Here is a 20,740-nt window from a genome sequence, read left to right as displayed (position 1 = left end):
ACCGCCCAGCGCAGCACTCCGGCCCGGCCGCCCGACGATCCGATGTCGCCGCCGTTCCGCGCTCCGGTCCCGTCCAGCGGCGGCCCGACCGGCTCCGGCCCGGCCCCGGCGGCCCCGGAGGGTGGGCGGTCCTCGACGCGTGGCCCCTGGTCGGTGCCGTTGGCGGTGGCGCTGGTGCTGCTCGGGGTCTTCGCCACCGGCGCCGGGCTGGGGCGTTCGGTCGGGCCGCTGGACTGGACCGGCACGCCGTCGCAACGCCCGGCCGCCGGTGCCCGGCAGAGCCCCGCGCCGGGCAGCCTGCCGGCCAGCCGACCGGTACGGCTCACCGTGCCCGCGATCAAGGTGGCCGCCCCGGTGGCCCCGGTCGGTCAGGCCCGCGACGGGTCGATCGACGTACCGCCGCTCGACCGGCACAACGAGACCGGCTGGTACGACCGGGGCCCGACCCCCGGCGAGCCCGGCCGGGCGATCATCGTCGGCCACGTGGACTCGAAGGACGGCCCCTCGGTCTTCTACGACCTGCGCAAACTCGCCCCCGGCGACACGATCGAGGTGACCCGGGACGACCGGCGGGTGGTGGTGTTCCGGGTCGACTCGGTGGAGTTCTTCGACAAGTCGGCCCTGCCCGCCGACCGGGTCTACGGCCGTGACGGCGCACCCGCCCTGCGGTTGATCACGTGCGGCGGCCAGTGGATCGGCGGACGCACCGGATACGCCGACAACGTCATCGCGTTCGCCTCGTTGGCGGCGACCCGGTCCCCCTGACCGCCGGGACGTTATTGCGGCGACGCCGTACGGCGGCGGATGGCAGGATCGCGCGGTGACGGCGGACGTGGTGCGGCAGGCTTTCGCCTGGATCGAGTCGGTGGCGGTGCCCGCCGACGGCGGCCCGCGCTGGCGGGAGGCGGGCGAACCCTTCGACGACCTGTACGCCGGCACCGCCGGGGTGCTGCTCGGCTGCGCCGAGGCCACCGCCGTCTCCCCGGCGGGCGGGGTGGCCACCGGGTCCGCGCGCACCGTCACCGGGCCGGACAGCGGGGCCGGGTCCGCTCTCGGCCGGGTCGCGGCCGGTGCCCGGGACCGGTTGGCGCACCTCGCCCGGCACGAGCCGGACGCCGCGACGGTGCCCGACGACGGAATGTTCGGCGGTTGGGCCGGAGCCGCCGTCGCACTGCGCGCCTGGGGTCGGGTCGCCGCTGACCCGGTCGCCCTCGACGTCGCCGCGTCGGTGACGGCACGCGTCGCCGAACGGCTGCGGGACCGCCCGGTGGACCCGGGCCGTTGCTCCGACGTCATCTCCGGCGACGCGGGCATCCTGCTGGCCCTCCTCGACGCCCACGACGACGACACCGGCCAGATGGTGGAGCAGGCGGCGCACCTCCTCGCCGACGGGCTGGTCGGGCTCGCCGAGGACCACGAGGACGGGCCGCACTGGCGGATGCGGGCCGGCGACGAGCGCCTGATGCCCGGCTTCTCCCACGGCACCGCCGGGGTCGCCTACGCCCTCGCCATGGCCGGTGTCACCCTGCGCCGCGACGACCTGCTCGACACCGCCGTCCGGGCCGCCGACGGCCTGCTGGCCATGGGCCGCCACCCGGACGGCTGGGCGTTGCCGCTGCTGGTCCCGCCCCGTCCGGACCGCCCGGCGGTGAACTTCGGCTGGTGCCACGGCCCCACCGGCACGGTGCGGCTGTTCACCCTGCTCGACACCGTCGACCCGCAGCCCCGCTGGCAGCGGGCCGTCGACGGGTGCCTGCGGGCGCTGCGCGACAGCGGCCTGCCGCAGCGGCGGTACCCGGGCTACTGGGACAACCTCGCCCGGTGCTGCGGCACGGCCGGGGTCGGACAGTTGCTGGTGGACCGCTACCGGGCCACCGCCGATCCTGCCCTGCTCGACTGGGCGCACCGGCTCGCCGAGGACGTGCTCGTCCGGACGGTGTCCACCCCGACGGGGGTCACCTGGTCCAACACCGAGCACACCCGGACCCCGGCGGAGCTGCCGCCGGAGCCCGGCTTCATGCAGGGCGCCGCCGGGATCGCCGGCTGGCTCGCCCGGCTCGCCGCCCCCACCACCGCGCCCGTCCTGCCCTGGCTCTGACCGCCCGGGGCCGCCGGGTCAGCCCTTGCCGGTCACCTGCTGGACCACCTCGAACTCCAGCAGCGTCGCGCCGGAGGCGACCGGCCGCTGCTGCTCGCCGCCCCCACCACCGGCGTGCGCGGCCCGCGACGGCCCGGCCGCCCACGCCTGGTACGCCTCCTCGGTCTCCCAGCGGGTGTACACGAAGTAGCGGCTCTCGCCGGCCACCGGGCGCAGCAGCTCGAAACCGAGGAAACCGGGGGAGTTCTCCACCGCGCCGGCCCGGGCGGCGAACCGCTTCTCCAACTCCGCGCCGGCACCGGGCGGGACGTCGATCGCGTTGATCTTCACGACTGCCATCTCCCCACCCTAGCCCCGCACCGCCGGGCCGGTCCCCGGCTGGCGGCCGGGTCCGGCGCACGGATCGTGGAGAGTTGTCGTCACCCCGCCCGCAACAACTCTCCACGATCCACCTGCCGCCGGCCGGTCCGGGCGGGACGATCAGTCGGTGGGTGGATGGAGCCAGGCCGGGAAGCGGTCGGTCAGGTCGACCTGACGACCACAGTCGAGCTGCGTCAGGTGTTCGGTCGCCTCCGCCGACAACCTGGCCAGCAGGACCACCAGGCCGGTCCGGTCACCGTCGTACCTGGCCAGGAGCGCGAGTTTCGCTTCTCCGCAGGGCCAGGGCCGGGCATCGACCCGGCACAACCAGATCGGCCGCAGCGGCGTGTGCCGACCCGACAGCGCTCCGGTCACCGGATCGCCGCCGTGGTGCGTACCGCTGCCGGGTCCGGCCGGGTGTTGCGCCGCCGGACCGCGTCACCGGCGGCATTCAGCTGGTACGCGTCGACCCACACCCACCCGTCGTAGGTGTGCCAGCCGGTCAGCACCCGGATGACCCGGACGGTGATCGGCCGGATGAACTGCACGCTCGCATCTCTGGTGAGGTGCAGCAGTTCACCGGCTCGTACCGTTGCCGCCGGCAGCGGTGACCCCGGCCCCGGCCTTTCACCCGGCGACGGGCCGTGACGACGCTCGCCATCCGGGGCGGACGGTGGTGTCGGGCGCTTCTCGCTCACGGTGGCATCCCTTCGGGTGTCTGGCGGAGGAACGCAGTGGTGTCGCTGCGGCAAGAACCATCGCAGTCAGTGACGGACGAGTTAACCGCCCGTATGTCATCATCGAGGGACGTCTAGGAAAGGTCCCCTCCGGTGCCGGGGAATGAATCACTACGGGACGCGCTGACCGCTGCCGGGTTCACGGTCAACCAACTCGCGGAGAGGTGCGACGTCGATGCCAAGACCGTGCAGCGGTGGGTCAGCCGCGGCCGCCTGCCGCATCCACGTTCGCGGGTGCGGGTGGCAGGTCTCCTGGGTAAGGATGTAGACGTGCTGTGGCCTGATGCTGTGCGTCGCGCGGTCAAGTTGGGTGCGGACCGGGAGTTGGTGGGCGTCTACGCCCGCCGTTCCGACCTGCCCCGGTCGCTGTTCCGGGAGTTGATCGAGGGAGCGCGGTCCCGCCTCTGGTTCGGCGGCTACACGAGCTACTTCGTCTGGCTGGACGTGCCGAACGCCGCCGGGACCCTGGGGGCGAAGGCGCAGGCCGGGGCGGACGTACGTTTCCTGCTGGGTGACCCGGCGAGCCCGGTCACCGCTGGCCGGGACCGGATCGAGGCGACGCCCCTCGACCTCGGGACGCGGATCGCCATGACGCGTGCCGAGATCGGCAAGTCGCCCACCCCGCTGGCCGTGCGGTTGTCCGACCGGCACATCGCGATGTCGGTCTGGGTGTTCGACGACGACGCGATCGTGGCCACCCACATCGGCGGCGCGCTGGGCCAGGACTCCGTCACGTTCCACCTGCGACAGCGGGAGAGCGGCGGTCCGTTCAGCAGGTACGTCGAGCACTTCGAGGCGCTCTGGGAAGCGGCGCAGCAGCCCGCCGACGCGGCAGCAGAGCAGCCGGGTGGGCGCTGACCGTCGGGGGCGCGTGCGCGCTACCCCACCTCGGCCGGGTGGGTCGGTTCCGGGCCGGGCAGGTCGGCGTCGACCACGATCGGGGCGTGGTCGGAGGGGCCCTTGCCCTTGCGGGCCTCCCGGTCGACGTACGCGGAGCGGACCGCGCGGGCCAGCGGCGCGGAGGCGTACACCAGGTCGATCCGCATGCCCTTGTCCTGGTGGAACATGCCGGCCCGGTAGTCCCAGTAGGTGTACGGGTGCGGGCCCTTCATCGGGGTGGGCACCACGTCGCTGAGGCCGAGGTCGCGCAGGGCGGCCAGGGCGGCCCGCTCGGCGGGGGTGACGTGGGTCGAGGTGACGAAGAGCGCCGGGTCCCAGACGTCGGCGTCGGTCGGGGCGACGTTGAAGTCCCCGCAGACGGCGACGGGGCCACCGGCGGCCACCTCCGGCGTCACCGCGTCCCGCAGCGCCGCCAGCCAGGCCAGCTTGTACGCGTAGTGCGGGTCGTCGGTGGCGCGGCCGTTCGGCACGTACACCGACCAGATCCGGACCCCGGCGCAGGTGGCGGCGATGGCGCGGGCCTCGGGCCGGGGGAAGCCCGGCTCGTCGGGTAATCCGACGGCGACGTCGGTCAGGCCGACGCGGGACAGGACGGCGACCCCGTTCCACCGGCCGTCGCTGTGGCTGGCCACCTCGTAGCCCAGCTCACCGACCTCGGCGACGGGGAAGGCCCCGTCGGGGCACTTGGTCTCCTGGAGGCAGACCACGTCGGGGGCGGTGCCGGCCAGCCAGTCGAGCAGGCGGGGCAGGCGGGCCTTCACCGAGTTCACGTTCCAGGTCGCCAGGCGCATGTGCCCAGCCTGCCGCATCGCGGCCCGCTCCACCGGGACGGCCCGCCGCCGGGACGCCCCCCGGCGCGCGGGGGCCGCTGGTGGACGGGTCGGGCGGGCGGCGTCCCGGTCGGGTCGCCGCCCGCCCGACCGGCGGGGTCAGGCGCCCGGGGTCTCGCCGGGTCGGGTCTGCTCGGCGAGGAAGCGTTCCAGCTCGGCGCCCAGCTCGTCGGCGGTGGGCAACGGACCGGTCTCGGCGGCGAGCAGGTTCTTCTCACCCCGACCCCGGGCGAACGCGTCGTACTGCTCCTCCAGGGCCGTGACCAGCGCGGCGGCCTCGTCGGTCTGGGCGACCTGCCGGTCGATCTCCACCCGGACGACCTCGGCGGCGGAGCGCAGGCTCTCGTTGGGCAGCAGCAGCCCGGTGCTGCGGGACACCGAGGTGAGCAGTACCTCGGCGGCGGCCGGGTACTCCGTCTGGGCGACGTAGTGCGGCACGTGCGCGGAGAACCCGAGGGCGTCCCGGCCGGCCTCGCCGAGCCGGTACTCCAGCAGGTGGCCGACGCTGCCCGGGACCTGCACCCGCTGCAACCACGGTTCGTAGCCGGCGATCAGCTCGCGGCGGGTGGCGTGCGCGGTGACCCCGGTGGGCCGGGTGTGCGGGACGGCCATCGGGATCGAGTTGAGCCCGACGGTGAGCCGGACGTCGAGCCGGGCCGCCACCCCGCTGACCGCCGCCACGAACCGCTCCCACTGGAGGTCCGGCTCCGGGCCGGTGAGCAGGAGGAACGGCGTCTCGTCGTCGTCGCTGAGCAGGTGCAGGGCCAGCTCCGGGGCGTCGTAGTCCTCCCAGTGGTCCTCGACGAAGGTCATCACCGGGCGGCGGGACCGGTAGTCGAAGAGCTGGTCGACGTCGAAGGTGGCGATCGTACGGGCGTCCAGTGAGGTGAGGAGCTGCTCGCGGGCCAGCCGGGTGGCGTTGCCGGCGTCGACGAAGCCGGTGAGCGCCTGGATCAGCACCGGCTGTCCGAGGTCGGGCAGATCGTCGGTGAGCTGGTACAGCTCGTGTGGGTCGAGCACCGGTCGGACCTCCTGAGGAAATGCGCCTACGGGCGACCGCGCACGGACGGCACCCGGTTCGGGGAACGTACCCGTCGGCGTCATCCATTCCATCACTGGGCGCGTCGTGACCGATCCGGCTATCAAACCCGGAGGAAGCCACCAATTCGCCGGACGGGCCGGGGCGGCTGGTCCGGACGGTTCCGGCGTGTCGCCCGAAAGGGGGACATGATGGATCTTGCGGTCGGCCGGGGTGGTCTGGGCCGTCGACCCGCTCCGACGACGACGGGCGCGGTTGCTGACCGTAATGCCCGTTGCGAGTGGTCTGTTGCCCCGGCCCCGCGTCCGGGGCGGGCGTCCCGCCGGCCTGTCGGAAAGTGTGGCGAGGGCCACTTCCTGCTGGTGGGTGACCGGGAAAGGGCATGTCTAGCCTCGGCGGATGCGTGACGACGACACCATCGACGACCAGGGCGCCCCTCAGGGCATGACTGGCCGTTCGGACGACACCCCCTCGTCCGTTCAGGTCGGCGTTCTCCGTGAACCCCGCTCCCTCCGTACCCGCCTCGGCGGGCTCGTTAACCCCCGCCGCCGCCGGCCGGTGCTCCTCGCCGCCGGCGTGCTCTGCTGCCTCGGCGTCACCGCCGTCGCGGGCGTCCAGGCCCTGCCGGACGAGCGGGCCGACGACCGGGTCGGCACCGAGGCCGCCCTCGCCGAGCGCGGCCAGCAGGCCGCCTCCCGTGCCGAGGTCCGTACCCCGGTCACGGTCGTGCCCAGCAGCCCGGCCGCCGCCAGCCCGACCGCCGCCACCCCGAGCCCGACCCCGAGCGCGACCAGGACCACCAAGCCCAAGCCCCGACCGAAGCCGAAGCCGCGGCCGAAGCGGATCGTCCCGGTGGCCGGCCTCGACCAGGCCCAGATGGACAACGCCAAGGAGATCGTCAGGGCCGGCCGGGCGATGGGCGTCCCGCGCCGGGCCCTGATCATCGCGGTGGCCACCGCGATGCAGGAGAGCAACCTATACAACTACGCCAGCGGGGTGCTGCCCGAGTCGCAGAACTACCCGCACCAGGCGATCGGCTGGGACCACGACTCGGTCGGGCTGTTCCAGCAGCGACCGAGCAGCGGCTGGGGCGAGGTCGGCCAGCTGATGGACCCGGCGTTCGCCACCCGGGCGTTCCTCACCGCCCTGCTGGAGATCCCCGGCTGGGAGGACCTTCCGCTCACCGTCGCCGCGCAGGCCGTGCAGATCTCCGCCTACCCGGACCTCTACGCCCAGCACGAGTGGCGGGCCACCGAGGTGGTCGCCGCCATCCTGGTCTGAGTCGCCGTCCCGGCCCGGCCGGATCCCGGCCCACCCGGGCGGGGTCGGTCGGGCCGGTTCGCGTCGACGTCGCCGGATGGCTACCCTCGACCGGACACAGTGGACGGTTGGCGGTTGCTCGGATCGGGTACACATGACGCAGGACACCCGATCGGAGGACGACATGTCAGCACTGATGCAGCGGATCAGCGCCTTCCTGCGCTCACCCAAGGGGCAGCAGCTGGTCGACCGGGGTCGGCGCGAGCTGGCCAAGCCGGAGAACCAGGCACGGCTCAAGCAGGCGGCCGGCAAGCTGTCGGGCCGTCGCCGCTGACCGTCCGCGAACCGATTCCACCCCGGGAGCATCTGTGACCGACGCCGTGCCCGTCGACGACGAACCGACCGTCCCCACGCCGCCGGTACCGGCGGACACCGCCGGTCCGGCCGTCCCCGCGACACCGGCCGTCGGGTCGCCGACCACCACGGTCCCGGCGGCTGCGGGGGCGTCGGCTCCGGTTCCGGCGGTGCCGGCCGGTGACCCGGGCGACGCGCCGGAGGCGCCACCGGCCCGGCTCTGGGACCGGATGCGGGACGACCCGCAGTACGCCCCGGAGCACCTGGCCCTGGAGGCGGTCCGCCGGCTCGGCCCGGAGGCGGCCCAGTGGGTCGCCCGGACCCGGGCGGAACGCCCCGATGCCACCACCGACCAGCTGGCCGAGCAGGCCATCCGGCGCTTCGTCAACCGGGCCCGCCTCTCCGGAGCGGTCTCGGGTGCGGCGGGCCTGCCCGGTGCGGTGATCGACGTCGGCGTGCTGGCCTGGACCCAGGCCCGGCTGGTGCTGCACGTCGCCGCCGCGTACGGCGCGGACCCGGTGCACCCGGACCGGGCCACCGATCTACTCGTCCTGCAGAAGGTGCACAAGGCGGCCGAGACGGCCCGGTTGGCGCTGGGCGTCGCGGCCGGTCGGGAGCGGGCGGGCGCGCTGTTCGGTCACGCCGCCCAGAACCCGCTCGGGCGGGTGATGCTGCAACTCGGCGTCCGGCTGGCCCGGATGGCCGGGGTGCGGGCGGCCAAGCGGGTCTTCGCCAAGGTCGTCCCGGGTGCCGCGATCATTCTCGGCACCTGGGCCAACTCGTCGGCGACCAAGGATCTCGCCGAGCGCGCCCAGGCGCTCTACCGGGAGCACCGGGGCGGGCTGCCCCACCCGCGCCGCCCCTGACCGGACGTGCTGCCACGCCGCGGTCCGGCCCACCGCCGGGCGCGGCGTGCGTCAGACGCGGCCACGGGGCGACGCCCGCCCGGGAGCGGGCCGCAGCCGGGGGTGGGTGGCTCAGAGTCGCCAGCCGGCCGCCGAGAAGGTCGCGTCGGCGAGCCGGTTCTGCCCGGCGACGTTGGGGTGGAACCAGTCCAACGCGTTGACCTCGTCCAGGCTGAACCGCACCCGGTGCACCGCGCCGCCGTCGTAGCGGCACCGCGACCCGTACGCCCGGCAGGCCGCCTTGAGCTGGCTGTTGTACGCGTCGATCCGCTCGGCGAAGCGGGCCCGACGGTCCCGGTCGGCCTTGGCGTCCGAGGTGGGGTTCGCCAGCAGCGCCGGGCAGATCCCGGTCTTCCAGATCCGTACCGCGCGGGACTCGGTGTGCCCGATCTCCCAGAGCCGGTTGAGGTCGGGGATGCTGGCCACCAGGACCCGGGCCTTCGGGCGGCCCTCCCGCAGCACCCGCAGCGCCCGGTCGACCTGGCTGCGGAAGGTGGCGGTCGCGGTCATCACGTCGATGTCGTTGCGGCAGGCGTCGTTCGCGCCGATCAGCACGGTGACGTAGTCGGCCTTGTCCTTGACGGCGGCGCCGGCCTGCCCGGCGAGGGCCTCGGCGCGGGCCCCCGGTACGGCGTGGTTGCGGGCCCGGTTGCGGATCGGCGCCCCGGCGTCGAGCAGCCGCCGGTAGTGGCTCTCCACCCGGATGCCGTCCCCGGTCGACCAGGAGTTGCGCTGGCACGAGGTGAGTACCAGGCAGGAACCGAACCCGGTGGTGATCGAGTCGCCGAGGGCGGCCATCGTGGCGGGCAGCCCGGTCGGTGTCGATCCGCTCTTCGTCGGGCGGGGGGAGGCCCCGCCGCCCTCCTCGCAGGCGAGCGCGGTCAGCGCCAACAGGCAGGCCACGGCGGCGACCCAGCGTCGAGGCATGCGTCTTCCCCTGGTCAGACGGCGCAGAGCGACAGCCCGGTCACTCTACGGCCCGTACCGGGTGCGGTGGCCCGCTCGTGTCGACTTCCGGGCAGATTCAACAGCTCGAAACATGAATCTGGTAAGACCGGGTCGGACCGGGGCTCTCCGGGCAGGTCGTCCTCCGGCACCGGCCCGACAGGCAGCGTCTCCGTGGGTGATCCGGGCGTCGGGGCCGGTTAGTGGCGTCCGTGCCGGGGTAGGCCGAGACGATGACGAGATCGCAGCCCCGGCGCGCCCGTGGCACGGTCGGCCACGCGTACAGCGCGTTGAACCTGCGCCTGGCGTTGGCCCTGTTCGGCCTGGTCACCATGACCGTCCTCGCGGTCGGGGCGTTCTGGGCCGGGCTGGCCTGGCTGGGCGTGCTCTGCGCGCTGTTCGCCGTCGTGGCGGTGGTCGACCTGGTCGTCATCCAGCGCCGCCGTGCCGCCCGCCGCCGTGAGCAGCCGGGCGCGCGGCACTCACTCTTCGAGTGACAGGAGTACGAGATGCCCATCGCCACCACCAACCCCGCCACCGGTCAGGTGCTCAAGTCGTACGAGCCGATGTCGGCCGAGCAGATCGACGCCGCCATCGAACGGGCCGACCTGGCGTTCCGGGACCTGCACCGGACCACGGTCGCCCAGCGGGCGCAGTGGATGAACGCCGCCGCGGACCTGCTCGACGCCGAACGCGACGAGACCGCCCGGCTGATGACCACCGAGATGGGCAAGACCTACGCCGCGGCGCAGGCCGAGGTCACCAAGTGCGCCACCGCCTGCCGGTTCTACGCGGCGAACGCGGAGCGGATGCTCGCCGACGAGCCCGCCGACGCCGCCGCGGTGAAGGCGAAGCGGGCCTTCGTCCGCTACCAGCCGATCGGGGCGGTGCTCGCGGTGATGCCGTGGAACTTCCCGCTCTGGCAGGTGATGCGGTTCGCCGCGCCGGCCCTGATGGCCGGGAACACCGGCCTGCTCAAGCACGCCTCCAACGTGCCGCAGACCGCGCTCTACCTGGAGGACGTGTTCCGCCGGGCCGGGTTCCCCGAAGGGGCGTTCACCACCCTGCTGGTCGGCTCGGACGCGGTCGACCGGGTGCTCAGCGACCCCCGGGTCCGGGCGGCGACGCTGACCGGCAGCGAGGGCGCGGGCCGCTCGATCGCCCAGATCGCCGGCCGGGAGCTGAAGAAGACGGTGCTGGAACTGGGCGGCAGCGACCCGTTCGTGGTGATGCCCTCGGCCGACCTGGACCGGGCCGCCGAGGTGGCGACCACCGCCCGCTGCCAGAACAACGGCCAGTCCTGCATCGCGGCCAAGCGGTTCATCGTGCACACCGACGTCTTCGACGCGTTCGCCGAGAGGTTCGCCGCGAACATGGCCGCGCTGCGGGTCGGCGACCCGATGGACGCCGACACCGACGTCGGCCCGCTGGCCAGCGAGAGCGGGCGGGACGAGATCGACGCCCAGGTGCAGGACGCGGTGGCGCACGGCGCGACGGTGCTCTGCGGCGGCGAGAAGCCGACCGGCGACGGCTGGTTCTACCCGCCGACCGTGGTGACCGACCTGAACCCGCAGATGCGGATGTGGGCCGAGGAGGTCTTCGGCCCGGTCGCCGGGCTCTACCGGGTGTCGTCGTACGACGAGGCGGTCGAGGTGGCCAACGGCACGCCGTTCGGGTTGGGCGCGAACGCCTGGACCACCGACCCGGCCGAGCAGGAACGGTTCGCCACCGACCTGGACGCCGGCAACGTGTTCGTCAACGGCATGACCACCTCGTACCCGGAGCTGCCGTTCGGCGGGGTGAAGAACTCCGGCTACGGCCGGGAGCTGTCGGCGCTGGGGATGCGGGAGTTCTGCAACACCAAGACCGTCTGGGTGGGGGAGGGTGCCGCCACCGTCGGCGCGGGCGCGCACGCCGAGTGACCCCGTGCCGGGTGACCGGCGCGGGCGAGCTTTAACCGGACACCGTCATGGGTACGGAAGGACGCCATGACGGTGTTCGGCTTCCACGCCTCCCACGAGCAGATCCATCCGAGCCGCCTGCTGGAGGCGGTGGTGCACGCCGAACGCGCCGGTTTCGACGCCGCGATGTCGTCGGACCACTTCTCGCCGTGGAGCACCCGGCAGGGCCAGTCCGGGTTCGCCTGGTCCTGGCTGGGGGCCGCGCTCCAGGCCACCGGGTTGCCGTTCGGTGTGGTCAACGCCCCCGGCCAGCGCTACCACCCGGCGATCATCGCGCAGGCGATCGGCACCCTGGGCGCGATGTACCCGGGCCGGTTCTGGGCGGCGCTGGGCACCGGCGAGGCGAGCAACGAGCACATCACCGGCGACGGCTGGCCGCGCAAGGACGTGCGGACCGCCCGGCTGCGGGAGTGCGTGGAGGTGATCCGGGCGCTGCTGGCCGGCGAGGAGGTCAGCCACGACGGGCTGGTCCGGGTGGACCGGGCGAAGCTGTGGACCCGCCCGGAGGAACCGCCGGCGCTGATCGGGGCGGCGGTCAGCATGGCCACCGCCCGCTGGTGCGCCGAGTGGGCGGACGGCCTGATCACGGTGAACGCCCCGACCGCGCACCTGCGCGAGATGATCGACGCCTACCGGGACGCGGGCGGGCGGGGGCCGCTGCACCTCCAGGTGCACGTGAGCTGGGCGCCGGAGCAGGCCGAGGCGGAGGCCATCGCGTACGAGCAGTGGCGCAGCAACGTCTTCGCGCCGCCGGTCTGCTGGGACCTCGACACCGCCGAGCACTTCGACGTGGTCAGCGAGCGGGTGCCGATGGAGCAGGTCACCGAGGTGGTGAACGTGTCGGCCGACCTGGGCCGGCACGTCGGCTGGCTGGAGGAGTACCTGTCGCTGGGCTTCGACCAGATCGCCCTGCACCACGTCGGGCAGGAGCAGCGCGCCTTCATCGACACGTTCGGTGCGGAGGTGCTGCCGAAGCTGCGCGCCGCCGGGTGATCACCCCGGGCCGTCCGTACGCCTAGGCTGCTACTCCATGGAAGCTCTGTTCGAGGTCGTGGTCTTCCTGGCGATCGCGACCTTCGGTGCCGCGCTGGCCCGCAAGCTGGGTCTGCTCGCGCCGATCCTGCTGGTGGTGCTCGGCCTCGGGCTGTCCTTCCTGCCGGGCTTCCCGCACGTGCGGCTCGATCCCGACCTGGTGCTGGTGGGCATCCTGCCGCCGCTGCTCTACGTGGCGGCGTTGGGGACCTCGGTGCCGGCGTTCCGGCTCAACCTGCGGCCGATCCTGCTGCTCGCGGTGGGCCTGGTGATCTTCACCGCGTTCGTGGTGGGCACGGTGGTGCACCTGCTCCTGCCCGACCTGCCGTACGCGATCTGCGTGGCGCTGGGCGCGGTGGTGGCGCCGCCGGACGCGATCGCGGCCACCGCGGTGGCCCGGCGGGTGGGTCTGCCCCGGCGGGTGGTGACCATCCTGGAGGGGGAGAGCCTGGTCAACGACGCCACCGCGCTGGTGCTGCTGCGGGTGGCGATCGTCGCGGCCACCGCCAGCGCCGGTTCGGTCGGCTTCGGGTACGTGGCGCAGGAGGTGGTGGTCGCCACCGGCGGCGGGGTGCTGGTCGGGCTGCTGGGGGTGGTGGTCTTCGGGTTCCTGCACAAGCGGACCACCGATCCGCTGCTGGACAACGCGCTGTCGTTGATCGTGCCGTTCGCGGTGGTCTTCGCCGCGGAGGAGATCCACGCGTCCGGGGTGGTGGCGGTGGTGGTCACCGGGTTGGGCATCGGCCACAAGATGCCGCTGCTGCTGTCGGCGGCCTCCCGGTTGCAGACCGGCGCGTTCTGGCGGCTGGTCCAGTTCCTGCTGGAGGGGCTGGTGTTCCTGCTGGTCGGCCTGCAACTGCCCGAGGTGCTGCGGGATCTCGACGAGCCGACCGGCCGGCTGGTGGGGATCACCGCGGCGGTGTTGGCGGCGGTCTTCCTGGCCCGGTTCGTCTGGGTCTTCCCGGCCACCTACCTGGCCCGGCTGGTGCCCCGGGTCCGGCAGCGGGACCCGGCCACGCCGGTGCAGTTCCCGATCGTCATCGGCTGGGCCGGGATGCGCGGGGTGGTGACGCTGGCCGCCGCGCTGGGTCTGCCGCTGACCCTGGCCGGGGGTCAGCCCTACCAGCGGGCGTTGTTCATCTGGCTGGCCTTCGCGGTGATCGTGGCGACGCTGGTCGGGCAGGGGGCGACCCTGCCGTGGGTGGCCCGCCGGTTGAAACTGCCCCCGGACGACCCGGTGGCCGACGCGCTCTCCGCCGCGACGGTGCAGCAGCAGGCCGGCCGGGCGGCCCGGGAGAAGCTGGACGAGTTGGCCGACGGCGCGCCGCCGGCCGTGGTGGAGCGGTTGCGCGGGCTGGTGCAGAGCCGCACCAACCTGGCGTGGGAGCGGCTCGGCGGCAGCGACCGGGAGACGCCGTCGCAGGCGTACGGTCGGCTGCGGCAGGAGATGATCGACGCCGAGCGGGAGGTCTTCCGGGCCGCCCGTGACGAGGGACGGATTCCCGAGGAGGTGCTGGTGCGGGCGTACCGCGACCTGGACCTGGAGGAGTCGTTGTTGCGACGGGAGAGTGACTGATGAGCTGTGCGCACCTGACCGGGGCGGGAGCCGCCGAGCCGAGCGTCACCGACGCCTGCCCGGAGTGCGTGGCCGTCGGCAACGACGACTGGGTGCACCTGCGGTCGTGTGTGGAGTGTGGGCAGGTGGGGTGCTGCGACTCGTCGCCGTACCAGCACGCGACGAAGCACTTCGAGTCGAGCGGGCACCCGGTGATGCGGTCCATCCAGCCGGGGGAGTCGTGGCGCTGGTGCTTCGTCGACGAGGAGATCGGCTGAGCCGTCCGGTGGTGGCGGTATGACGTAACCGCTATTCGACCGGGTTCCGACCGACCGCTTAACATCGGTGAACTTCTATCGATGGGAGGTCGGACGATGCGCCGACGACAGTTCTCGCGTACCGCCGGGACCCTGCTGGCGCTGGTGCTCACGGCGACCGGCGTGGTCGCCGCGGGCGGCGGCACGGCGTCCGCCGCCGCGCGGACGGTCTACTACGACGCGAGCCGGGCCGGGGAGTTCCGCACCAACTTCGACCAGGCCGCGACGATCTGGAACAGCTCGGTGACCAACGTCCGGCTGGTCGCCCGCACGCCCGGCAACATCACCATCTACGTCGACACCGGCTGGCCCCGCGCGCAGACCACCAGCCTGGGCAACGGCCGGGTCTGGATGGGCACCCAGGCTGTCGACCAGGGGTACGACCGGACCCGGATCGCCACCCACGAGATCGGTCACATCCTCGGCCTGCCCGACAACCGGACCGGCCTGTGCACCGACCTGATGTCGGGCAGCAGCGCCCCGGTGTCGTGCCGCAACGCCAAGCCGAGCGCCACCGAGGCGTCCCGGGTCAACGCGCTGTTCGCCGGCTCGCTCACCGCGCCGGCCGGGGTCGGCTACGTCTGGCGTGGCGACGGTGCCGCCGCGCCGGTCGTCGCCGGTGCCCCCGCCGGTTCCTGAGCCCCCGTCGGTCCATGGTGGAGGGGCCGTTCCCGCCCCTCCACGGGAACGGCCCCGGTGGGCGTCGCCGGTGGGGGTCCGGCCCGTCGGCGACGCCGTCCTGATCTCACCGTGCCAAAGGGTTGCGGTACGATCACACCGCGTAGCAAGATGACTCCGGATATCCAGGATGTCCGGGGAGGGTCAGGATGAATCTGGCAGTCAAAGAGGCGATGGCCGAGGCGGGTGAGACGGCCGAGAGCCTCGCCGCTCGCATCGGAGTCGACCCGAAGACCGCCGCGCGCTGGGCCAGCCAGGGGCGAATTCCTCAAACCCGGCATCGTGCCGAGGTCGCCGCGCTGCTCAAGCGGGACGTCCTGGACCTGTGGCCCGACCTGCACAAGCGACACGAGCCGGTGTGGTTCCGGCCGTGGGCCGACATCGAACGCGAGGCCGTCGTGCTACGCGGTTTCGAGCTGGCCTGGGTGCCCGGCCTGCTCCAGACCGAGGCGTACGCGCGGGCGACCCTGGCCGGGGAGACCCTGACCGAGGAGGAGGTCGACCAGCTCATCACGGCCCGCCTCACCCGCCAGGCGATCCTGCACCGCGACCGACCGCCGCTGCTGGTCGCCGTCATCGACGAGTCGGTGCTGCACCGCCCGGTGCGGGGCCGGCCCGAGCTGATGCGCGAGCAGTGCGCCCACCTTGCCGCCTGCGCCGAGCTGCCGACCGTGCAGGTGCACGTGGTCCCGGCCGAGACAGGCATGTACGCCGGCCTCGGCGGACCCTTCGTCGTCGCCGAGCTGGACGACGGAACGCGAGTGGCGCACGTCGATGGGCAGGTGCGCGCGCAGATCATCGACCAGCGCACGGATATCGCTGTCCTGGAGCGTCGGTGGGCGCGCATAGTGGGGGAGGCCCTACCCCGGGCGCGATCCCTGGAACTCGTCAGGAAAGCGGCGGCATCATGGAGCTGAGCGGCGCTCGGTGGCACAAGAGCACCAGGAGCGGCAACAATGGTGGCAACTGCGTCGAGGTGGCGGACAACCTGCCCGGCGTCGTCCTCGTCCGCGACACGAAGGACCGCGCCGGCGGCACCCTGGCCTTCACCCCGGGCGCCTGGCGTGGCTTCCTGCGCCTGGCCCGGTCGACACGACAGGCCGGCTGACCGCCCCGCCCCGCCGCCGCGCCGGGACGATCGGTCGGGTGCGGGTCAGGGCACGGGGTGGTGGCGCAGCGCGGCGATGAACCAGTCCAGCACCGGCGTCAGGGTGGGCGGCGCGGTCCAGCCGTTGACCGTCGCGAGGAGCTGGAAGTACCGCTCGGTCCGCGGGTCGTTGGCGACCTCCAGGCGGGCCAGCAACGCGCTGCGGTAGCCGGCGTCGTCGACCCGGTCGAAGACCTCGCCGTACGCGCGGACCAGCGCGGCCACCACGTGGCCGGCGCGGGGCGACTCGGGGGCGATGCCGGCGGCGCGGGCCAGTTCGACGGTGTCGCGGACCCGGTGGGTGAGGTCACGGACCATCGCCACCACCTCGGGGTGGGCGTCGCCGACGGTCTCGTCGACGAACTCGTGGACGATGCGCCGACGCTCGGCGTCGGAGATCGTGGTCGGCTCGGGCATCGGACTCGTCTCCACTGCTGGGCCGGGCGGGCGTGCCGGGCGGTCGGACGGGGGGCGCCGGGCGGTCGGGGGACGACCGCCCGGCGCGCTCGGACCCCGGGTGGCAGCCCGGGGCCCGAGGGTAGGAGAGCCGGTCAGGACACCGTGCAGGCGACGCCGTTGACGGTGATCAGGTCCGGTGCCGGATTGGCCAGCGTGCCGGTCCTGGCGAGCAGACCGAAGGTGATGCTGCCACCCGGCGCGATCTTCGCGTTGTACGACTCGTTCTTCGCCGTCACGGTGGCCCCGGACTGGGTCACCTTCGCCGTCCACGCCTGGGTGACCTTCTGGTCGCCGGTGTAGGCGTAGCGCAGGGTCCAGCCGTTGATCGCGGTGTCGCCGGTGTTGCGCAGGACGACCTGGGTGTTGGAGCCGTCCGGCCAGGTGCCGTGCACCTGGTAGCTGACCGCGCAGATGCGCGGGGCCACCGCCTTGGCGTCACCCTGGTCGGCGAGGAACGACGCGAGCCAGGCCAGCGCCGAGTTCCAGTTGATCGCCACCTCGTTGGTCGAGTACGAGTTGATGTCGTCGACGTAGCAGAACATCGGCGCGCAGCCCTTGAGCAGCTGGGCGACGAACGGGTCCTGCAGGGCGGCGTTCGGGCCGCCGGCGAGCGAGCCCACCGGCGGGTTCGGCATGGCCGGGTTGAGCTGGTTGCCGAAGATCCGGCTGTGCTGGTTGCGCGCGTTCTGCTCGCCCCAGCCGGTCACGTACGACATGTTCAGCGCGTTGCGGCCGAGCAGGTAGTCGGTCGCCTGCACGGTGCCGTCCCGGTACTTCGCGTCCCGGGTCAGGTCGAACGCGGTGGCCAGCACCACCATGTTGTTGATGATGTTGCTGTTGCTGCCCCAGACGTAGCTGCCCGCCTCGCCCGGCACCGGCAGGCCGTACGCCTGGGCGTGCAGGGTGGTCAGGTAGTTGTCGGCGGCGGCGGTGACCGAGGCGCGGACCCGGGCCTTGTCGGCGGCCGGCAGGCCGTTCGGCACGGTGGCCAGGTCGAGCCGGCCGATCGCGGCCACGCTCTGCCAGCTGAACGCGCCGCCGGCGGCGAACACGTCGCCGGTGTGGTGGGGCGAGGCGGTCAGGTCGTCCAGGTACGCCTTCTTGCCGGTGGTCAGGTACAGCTCGACCGCGGCCCAGTAGAACTCGTCGGTGACGTTGGTGTCGTCGTACGCGCCGCCGCCGATGCCGTCGTTCGGGTCGGCGTAGACCGCCGGGTGCGCCTTGGCGGCGGCGTACGCGGTCGTCGCGGCGGTGCCGCAGCGGGCGGCGAACGCCGCGTCGTACGGGGCGAACAGGCGCTGGCACTGTGCGGCGACGGCGGCCAGGTTGAGGGTGGCGGCGGTCGACGGCGGGTGCAGCTCACGCGGCTGGGCGTCGTCCTGCGGGGCGAGCGGCAGGCCGGTCCACGCCTTGTCGTGGATCTTGTGGTGGGCCATCCCGGCCAGCGGCTTGCCGGCCGGCACCTGCATCCGGAGCAGGAACCCGATCTCCCAGCGGGCCTCGTCGAGGACGTCCGGCACGGCGTTGCCCCGCTCGGGCAGCCGCAGCGTCGAGTCGCCCAGCTTCGCGCCACCGGCGGCGGTCTCCGCCGTCTTGGTCCGCTCGAACGCGCTCAGCAGCTGGTAGGCGGCGATACCGCCGTTGACCACGTACTTGCCGTGGTCACCCGCGTCGTACCAGCCACCGCGCACGTCCAGCGAGTAGTCGCAGACGCCGGGCTGGCAGGGCACCTGGGTGTCGCCCTGGTTGGGGGCCACCCCGAGGTGGCCGGCCGGGCGGGCGTACTCCTCGCCGATCAGGTCACCGTCGATCTCGATGCCGCTGCGCTGGGCGTAGAAGAACTGCATCGCGTCGGCCCGCAGCCGGTCGTAGAGGTCGCCGGAGATGTCGAACGGGTGGCTGGTCTCGCCGTCGGCGACCAGCGTGTAGCCGGTGCCGGGGGTGCGGAAGGACGAGAAGTCGACGGTCTGCACGTTCTGCCCGGAGGCGGCGTCGACCCCGCGCGGGGTGCTCCGGCCGCTGGCGACGACCGTGCCGGCGGCCGACTTGAGCTGCCAGGGCAGCGCCCCGGTCGACTCGGTCACCACGGTGGCGTTCTTCGGGCCGCCGGGCAGGTAGCCGACCTGGTTGACCCGGACCCGGGGGCCGGTGTCCGGCACGTACGGCGGGGCGGCCTCGCCACCGCGCAACGAGACGTTGTCCAGGCAGATCCGCTGCTCGGCGGCGGCCCCGCCGACCTGGAAGATCAGCTGGGCGTTCGGGTTGTCGTCCGGGACGGTGAACGTCTGCTCGACCCGCTTGCTCGTCGGGGCGGCCACCGCCGGCACGCTCGCGTACGAGGTGTAGGGGGCGCTGCCGAGCTGGAGCACGGCGTTGACGCTCAGCCCGGGGGTGGCCGAGATGTCGAAGCTGAGCTTGTACTCCGCGCCGGCGTTGAGCCGGACCCCGTCGTGGCCGATGCCGGCGTCCCACGGGTTGGCCAGCCCGGCGGGGACGGTGACGCAGAGCCGGCCGTCGACGACGTCGAGCGGGCCGGTGCCGTAGGAGAACCAGGGCGAGACGCCCTCGCTGAAGTCGCCGTTGCTGATCTGCTCGGGGGCGTCCGGCGGGACCTCGGCGTGGGCCACGCCGGTGCCGGCGCCGGTGAGGATCAGGGTCGTCGCTGCCAGTACCGCGAGATGCCGCCGACGTCGTCGGGTCAGGATCACGGGATTCCTTTCCGGGCGGAAGGGTGGTGGGGGTGTGCCGTCGATGCCTGTCACTGGGAGCGCTCCCAGCTATCAGCCAGATGTTTCCAGCGCGTCTCGTCCCTGTCAATCGATTCGACTGGATGACCTTCGGGCTGGTCGGGGCGTACCGCAGCGGCCCGGACCGACACCGACGGCAGTGAGATTCGCCGCGCCACGCGCAGTCGTCCTGATCTCCTAGAGACAACAACACCCTCCGCCTGGCAGGCTGCCACCCATGACCCTGAAGCTTCGTTCCGTCGGGACGAGCGACCGTGGGCTGATCCGCAGCGGAAACCAGGACGCCATGCACTCCGGAGCCTGGCTCGTCGCCGTCGCCGACGGCATGGGCGGGATGGCGGCCGGCGACCTGGCCAGCCGGATCGCCATCGACGCGGTCGCCCCACTGGACGTGGAGACCCCCGAGGACGCCCTGGTGGCGGCGTTGCAGACCGGCATCGAGCTGGCCACCGCGCGGATCCACCAGGCCGTCCGGGAGGACCCCGAGCGGCAGGGCATGGGCACCACACTGACCGCTCTGCTCTTCTCCCGCACCGGCAGCTGCCTGGCGCTGGCCCACGTCGGCGACTCCCGGGCCTACCTGTTCCGCGAGGGCACCCTCAAACAGGTCACCCGGGACGACACCTTCGTCCAGATGCTCGTCGACCAGGGGGTGATCAGCCCCGAGGAGGCGTCCAGCCACCCCCGCCGGGCCGTGGTCACCCAGGCGTTGCAGGGCGAGCAGGTCTCCCCGTCGTACGCCACGATGGTGCCCCGGGCCGGCGACCGCTGGCTGCTGTGCAGCGACGGCCTGTCCAACGTCGTCCGCCCGGACACCCTCACCGAGGTGCTCCGGGAGACCCCGGACCGGGAGGACTGCGCCCGCCGCCTGATCGACCTCGCCCTGCGGGCCGGCGGCCCGGACAACATCACCGTGCTCATCGCCGACGTCGTCGACGAGTGACCGCCACCGGCGGCGCGCCGGCTCAGCGGCGGCGGTGCGTGGTGTGCCGGGTCGGCGCGGCCGTGACCGGGTCCTCCGGCCAGGGGTGGCGCGGGTAACGCCCCCGCAGCTCCCCGCGCACCTGCGGGTAGCCGGTACGCCAGAACGACGCCAGGTCGGCGGTGACCGCGACGGGCCGGCCGGCGGGGGAGAGCAGGTGCAGCAGCACCGGCACCCGGCCGTCGGCCAGCCGGGGCGCCTGCTGCCAGCCGAACGTCTCCTGGAGCTTCACCGCCAGCACCGGCGCGGCCGGGTCGGCGTAGTCCACCCGGACCCGGGAGCCGCTGGGCACCTCGATGCGTTCCGGGGCCAGCTCGTCCAGCCGGCCCGCCTGCGGCCAGGGCAGCAGCCGGCGCAGCGCCCCGGTCACGTCGATCCGGGCCAGGTCGGCCCGGCGCCGTGCGGCGGCCAGCTCCGGCCCGAGCCACCGGTCG

At 73.5% G+C, this 20,740-nt stretch carries 23 protein-coding genes and 1 pseudogene; 15 read left to right on the top strand and 9 right to left on the bottom strand.

All coding sequences use genetic code 11. The annotated features are described in order from the left end of the window. Window positions 1-42: 42 nt before the first annotated feature. Complete coding sequence (locus H1A17_RS28860) at window positions 43-765, top strand: class F sortase (protein ID WP_145922675.1); 723 nt, start codon at window positions 43-45, stop codon at window positions 763-765. 55 nt (window positions 766-820) lie between these two features. Then, entirely contained in the window at window positions 821-2,098 is a 1,278-nt protein-coding gene (locus H1A17_RS28855; RefSeq protein ID WP_194823360.1) for a lanthionine synthetase LanC family protein, read from the top strand. A gap of 18 nt (window positions 2,099-2,116) precedes the next feature. Here H1A17_RS28855 and H1A17_RS28850 read toward each other — a convergent pair whose 3' ends face one another. The 3 genes from H1A17_RS28850 to H1A17_RS28840 form a co-directional block, all read right to left on the bottom strand. Continuing rightward, window positions 2,117-2,437, bottom strand: a complete 321-nt coding sequence (locus tag H1A17_RS28850; protein ID WP_145918791.1) for an antibiotic biosynthesis monooxygenase — start codon at window positions 2,435-2,437, stop codon at window positions 2,117-2,119. 141 nt (window positions 2,438-2,578) lie between these two features. Beyond that, a complete protein-coding gene (locus H1A17_RS28845; RefSeq protein ID WP_194823359.1) occupies window positions 2,579-2,833 on the bottom strand; it encodes a flavin reductase in 255 nt (84 codons plus the stop codon). Further along, a complete protein-coding gene (locus tag H1A17_RS28840; RefSeq protein ID WP_375372842.1) occupies window positions 2,830-3,006 on the bottom strand; it encodes a hypothetical protein in 177 nt (58 codons plus the stop codon). Before H1A17_RS28840 ends, H1A17_RS28845 begins: the two co-directional genes overlap by 4 nt. A gap of 282 nt (window positions 3,007-3,288) precedes the next feature. On the opposite strand from H1A17_RS28840, the gene H1A17_RS28835 reads away from it, so the two are divergent. Beyond that, window positions 3,289-4,053, top strand: coding sequence for a helix-turn-helix domain-containing protein (locus tag H1A17_RS28835; protein ID WP_375372841.1), 765 nt, complete (start codon window positions 3,289-3,291; stop codon window positions 4,051-4,053). A 20-nt stretch (window positions 4,054-4,073) separates the two neighbouring features. Here H1A17_RS28835 and H1A17_RS28830 read toward each other — a convergent pair whose 3' ends face one another. Then, window positions 4,074-4,886: an exodeoxyribonuclease III gene (locus H1A17_RS28830; RefSeq protein WP_194823357.1), complete on the bottom strand. Its 813-nt coding sequence runs from the start codon at window positions 4,884-4,886 to the stop codon at window positions 4,074-4,076. Between the two features lie 138 nt (window positions 4,887-5,024). After that, window positions 5,025-5,945, bottom strand: a complete 921-nt coding sequence (locus tag H1A17_RS28825; RefSeq protein WP_145918794.1) for a proteasome assembly chaperone family protein — start codon at window positions 5,943-5,945, stop codon at window positions 5,025-5,027. A 418-nt stretch (window positions 5,946-6,363) separates the two neighbouring features. Between H1A17_RS28825 and H1A17_RS28820 the strand changes: the two genes are divergently transcribed. The 3 genes from H1A17_RS28820 (at window position 6,364) to H1A17_RS28810 (ending at window position 8,444) form a co-directional block, all read left to right on the top strand. Then, window positions 6,364-7,245 carry a peptidase M23 gene (locus H1A17_RS28820; protein ID WP_145918795.1) on the top strand — a complete coding sequence of 294 codons (882 nt, stop codon included), beginning with the start codon at window positions 6,364-6,366 and terminating at the stop codon, window positions 7,243-7,245. A 163-nt stretch (window positions 7,246-7,408) separates the two neighbouring features. Next, entirely contained in the window at window positions 7,409-7,558 is a 150-nt protein-coding gene (locus tag H1A17_RS28815; protein WP_168222413.1) for a hypothetical protein, read from the top strand. A gap of 190 nt (window positions 7,559-7,748) precedes the next feature. Beyond that, entirely contained in the window at window positions 7,749-8,444 is a 696-nt protein-coding gene (locus H1A17_RS28810; protein ID WP_309236894.1) for an EcsC family protein, read from the top strand. A gap of 111 nt (window positions 8,445-8,555) precedes the next feature. On the opposite strand, the gene H1A17_RS28805 is transcribed toward H1A17_RS28810, so the two are convergent. Further along, entirely contained in the window at window positions 8,556-9,410 is an 855-nt protein-coding gene (locus H1A17_RS28805; RefSeq protein WP_194823356.1) for a GDSL-type esterase/lipase family protein, read from the bottom strand. Window positions 9,411-9,661: 251 nt separating this feature from the next. Between H1A17_RS28805 and H1A17_RS28800 the strand changes: the two genes are divergently transcribed. The 8 genes and pseudogenes from H1A17_RS28800 to H1A17_RS28765 all read left to right on the top strand — a co-directional run bounded on the left by H1A17_RS28800 (window position 9,662) and on the right by H1A17_RS28765 (window position 16,079). Further along, on the top strand, window positions 9,662-9,925 hold the full coding sequence (locus H1A17_RS28800; RefSeq protein WP_145918797.1) for a DUF6343 family protein: 264 nt from the start codon (window positions 9,662-9,664) through the stop codon (window positions 9,923-9,925). A 12-nt stretch (window positions 9,926-9,937) separates the two neighbouring features. Then, entirely contained in the window at window positions 9,938-11,350 is a 1,413-nt protein-coding gene (locus H1A17_RS28795) for an NADP-dependent succinic semialdehyde dehydrogenase (RefSeq protein WP_194823355.1), read from the top strand. Between the two features lie 66 nt (window positions 11,351-11,416). Then, entirely contained in the window at window positions 11,417-12,382 is a 966-nt protein-coding gene (locus tag H1A17_RS28790; protein ID WP_194823354.1) for a TIGR03885 family FMN-dependent LLM class oxidoreductase, read from the top strand. Between the two features lie 37 nt (window positions 12,383-12,419). Further along, window positions 12,420-13,997: a Na+/H+ antiporter gene (locus H1A17_RS28785; protein WP_194823353.1), complete on the top strand. Its 1,578-nt coding sequence runs from the start codon at window positions 12,420-12,422 to the stop codon at window positions 13,995-13,997. Continuing rightward, the gene (locus H1A17_RS28780; protein WP_145918801.1) at window positions 13,997-14,254 is read left to right on the top strand and encodes a UBP-type zinc finger domain-containing protein; all 258 of its coding nucleotides are present in this window, start codon (window positions 13,997-13,999) and stop codon (window positions 14,252-14,254) included. The genes H1A17_RS28785 and H1A17_RS28780 overlap by 1 nt, the downstream gene beginning before the upstream one ends. A 96-nt stretch (window positions 14,255-14,350) precedes the next feature. After that, window positions 14,351-14,923, top strand: a pseudogene (locus H1A17_RS28775) (snapalysin family zinc-dependent metalloprotease); the annotation flags it as partial. 197 nt (window positions 14,924-15,120) lie between these two features. Beyond that, complete coding sequence (locus H1A17_RS28770) at window positions 15,121-15,888, top strand: Scr1 family TA system antitoxin-like transcriptional regulator (RefSeq protein WP_145918803.1); 768 nt, start codon at window positions 15,121-15,123, stop codon at window positions 15,886-15,888. Beyond that, the gene (locus tag H1A17_RS28765) at window positions 15,885-16,079 is read left to right on the top strand and encodes a DUF397 domain-containing protein (RefSeq protein ID WP_194823362.1); all 195 of its coding nucleotides are present in this window, start codon (window positions 15,885-15,887) and stop codon (window positions 16,077-16,079) included. The genes H1A17_RS28770 and H1A17_RS28765 overlap by 4 nt, the downstream gene beginning before the upstream one ends. Before the next feature lie 45 nt (window positions 16,080-16,124). Here the strand turns inward: H1A17_RS28765 and H1A17_RS28760 are convergent, their stop codons facing one another. Next, window positions 16,125-16,535: a hypothetical protein gene (locus tag H1A17_RS28760; RefSeq protein ID WP_194823351.1), complete on the bottom strand. Its 411-nt coding sequence runs from the start codon at window positions 16,533-16,535 to the stop codon at window positions 16,125-16,127. A 134-nt stretch (window positions 16,536-16,669) separates the two neighbouring features. Then, complete coding sequence (locus H1A17_RS28755; RefSeq protein ID WP_194823361.1) at window positions 16,670-19,279, bottom strand: glycoside hydrolase family 9 protein; 2,610 nt, start codon at window positions 19,277-19,279, stop codon at window positions 16,670-16,672. A 262-nt stretch (window positions 19,280-19,541) separates the two neighbouring features. On the opposite strand from H1A17_RS28755, the gene H1A17_RS28750 reads away from it, so the two are divergent. Then, entirely contained in the window at window positions 19,542-20,267 is a 726-nt protein-coding gene (locus H1A17_RS28750; RefSeq protein ID WP_145918804.1) for a PP2C family serine/threonine-protein phosphatase, read from the top strand. Between the two features lie 22 nt (window positions 20,268-20,289). On the opposite strand, the gene H1A17_RS28745 is transcribed toward H1A17_RS28750, so the two are convergent. After that, on the bottom strand, window positions 20,290-20,740 hold a 451-nt coding region (locus H1A17_RS28745; RefSeq protein WP_305070373.1), incomplete at its 5' end, for an ATP-dependent helicase C-terminal domain-containing protein.

The organism is Micromonospora sp. S-DT3-3-22 (assembly GCF_015354745.1).
GTDB lineage: Bacteria > Actinomycetota > Actinomycetes > Mycobacteriales > Micromonosporaceae > Micromonospora > Micromonospora wenchangensis.
Note: the sequence above shows the minus strand (reverse complement) of the source record. Positions and strands in the feature narration are given on the sequence as shown.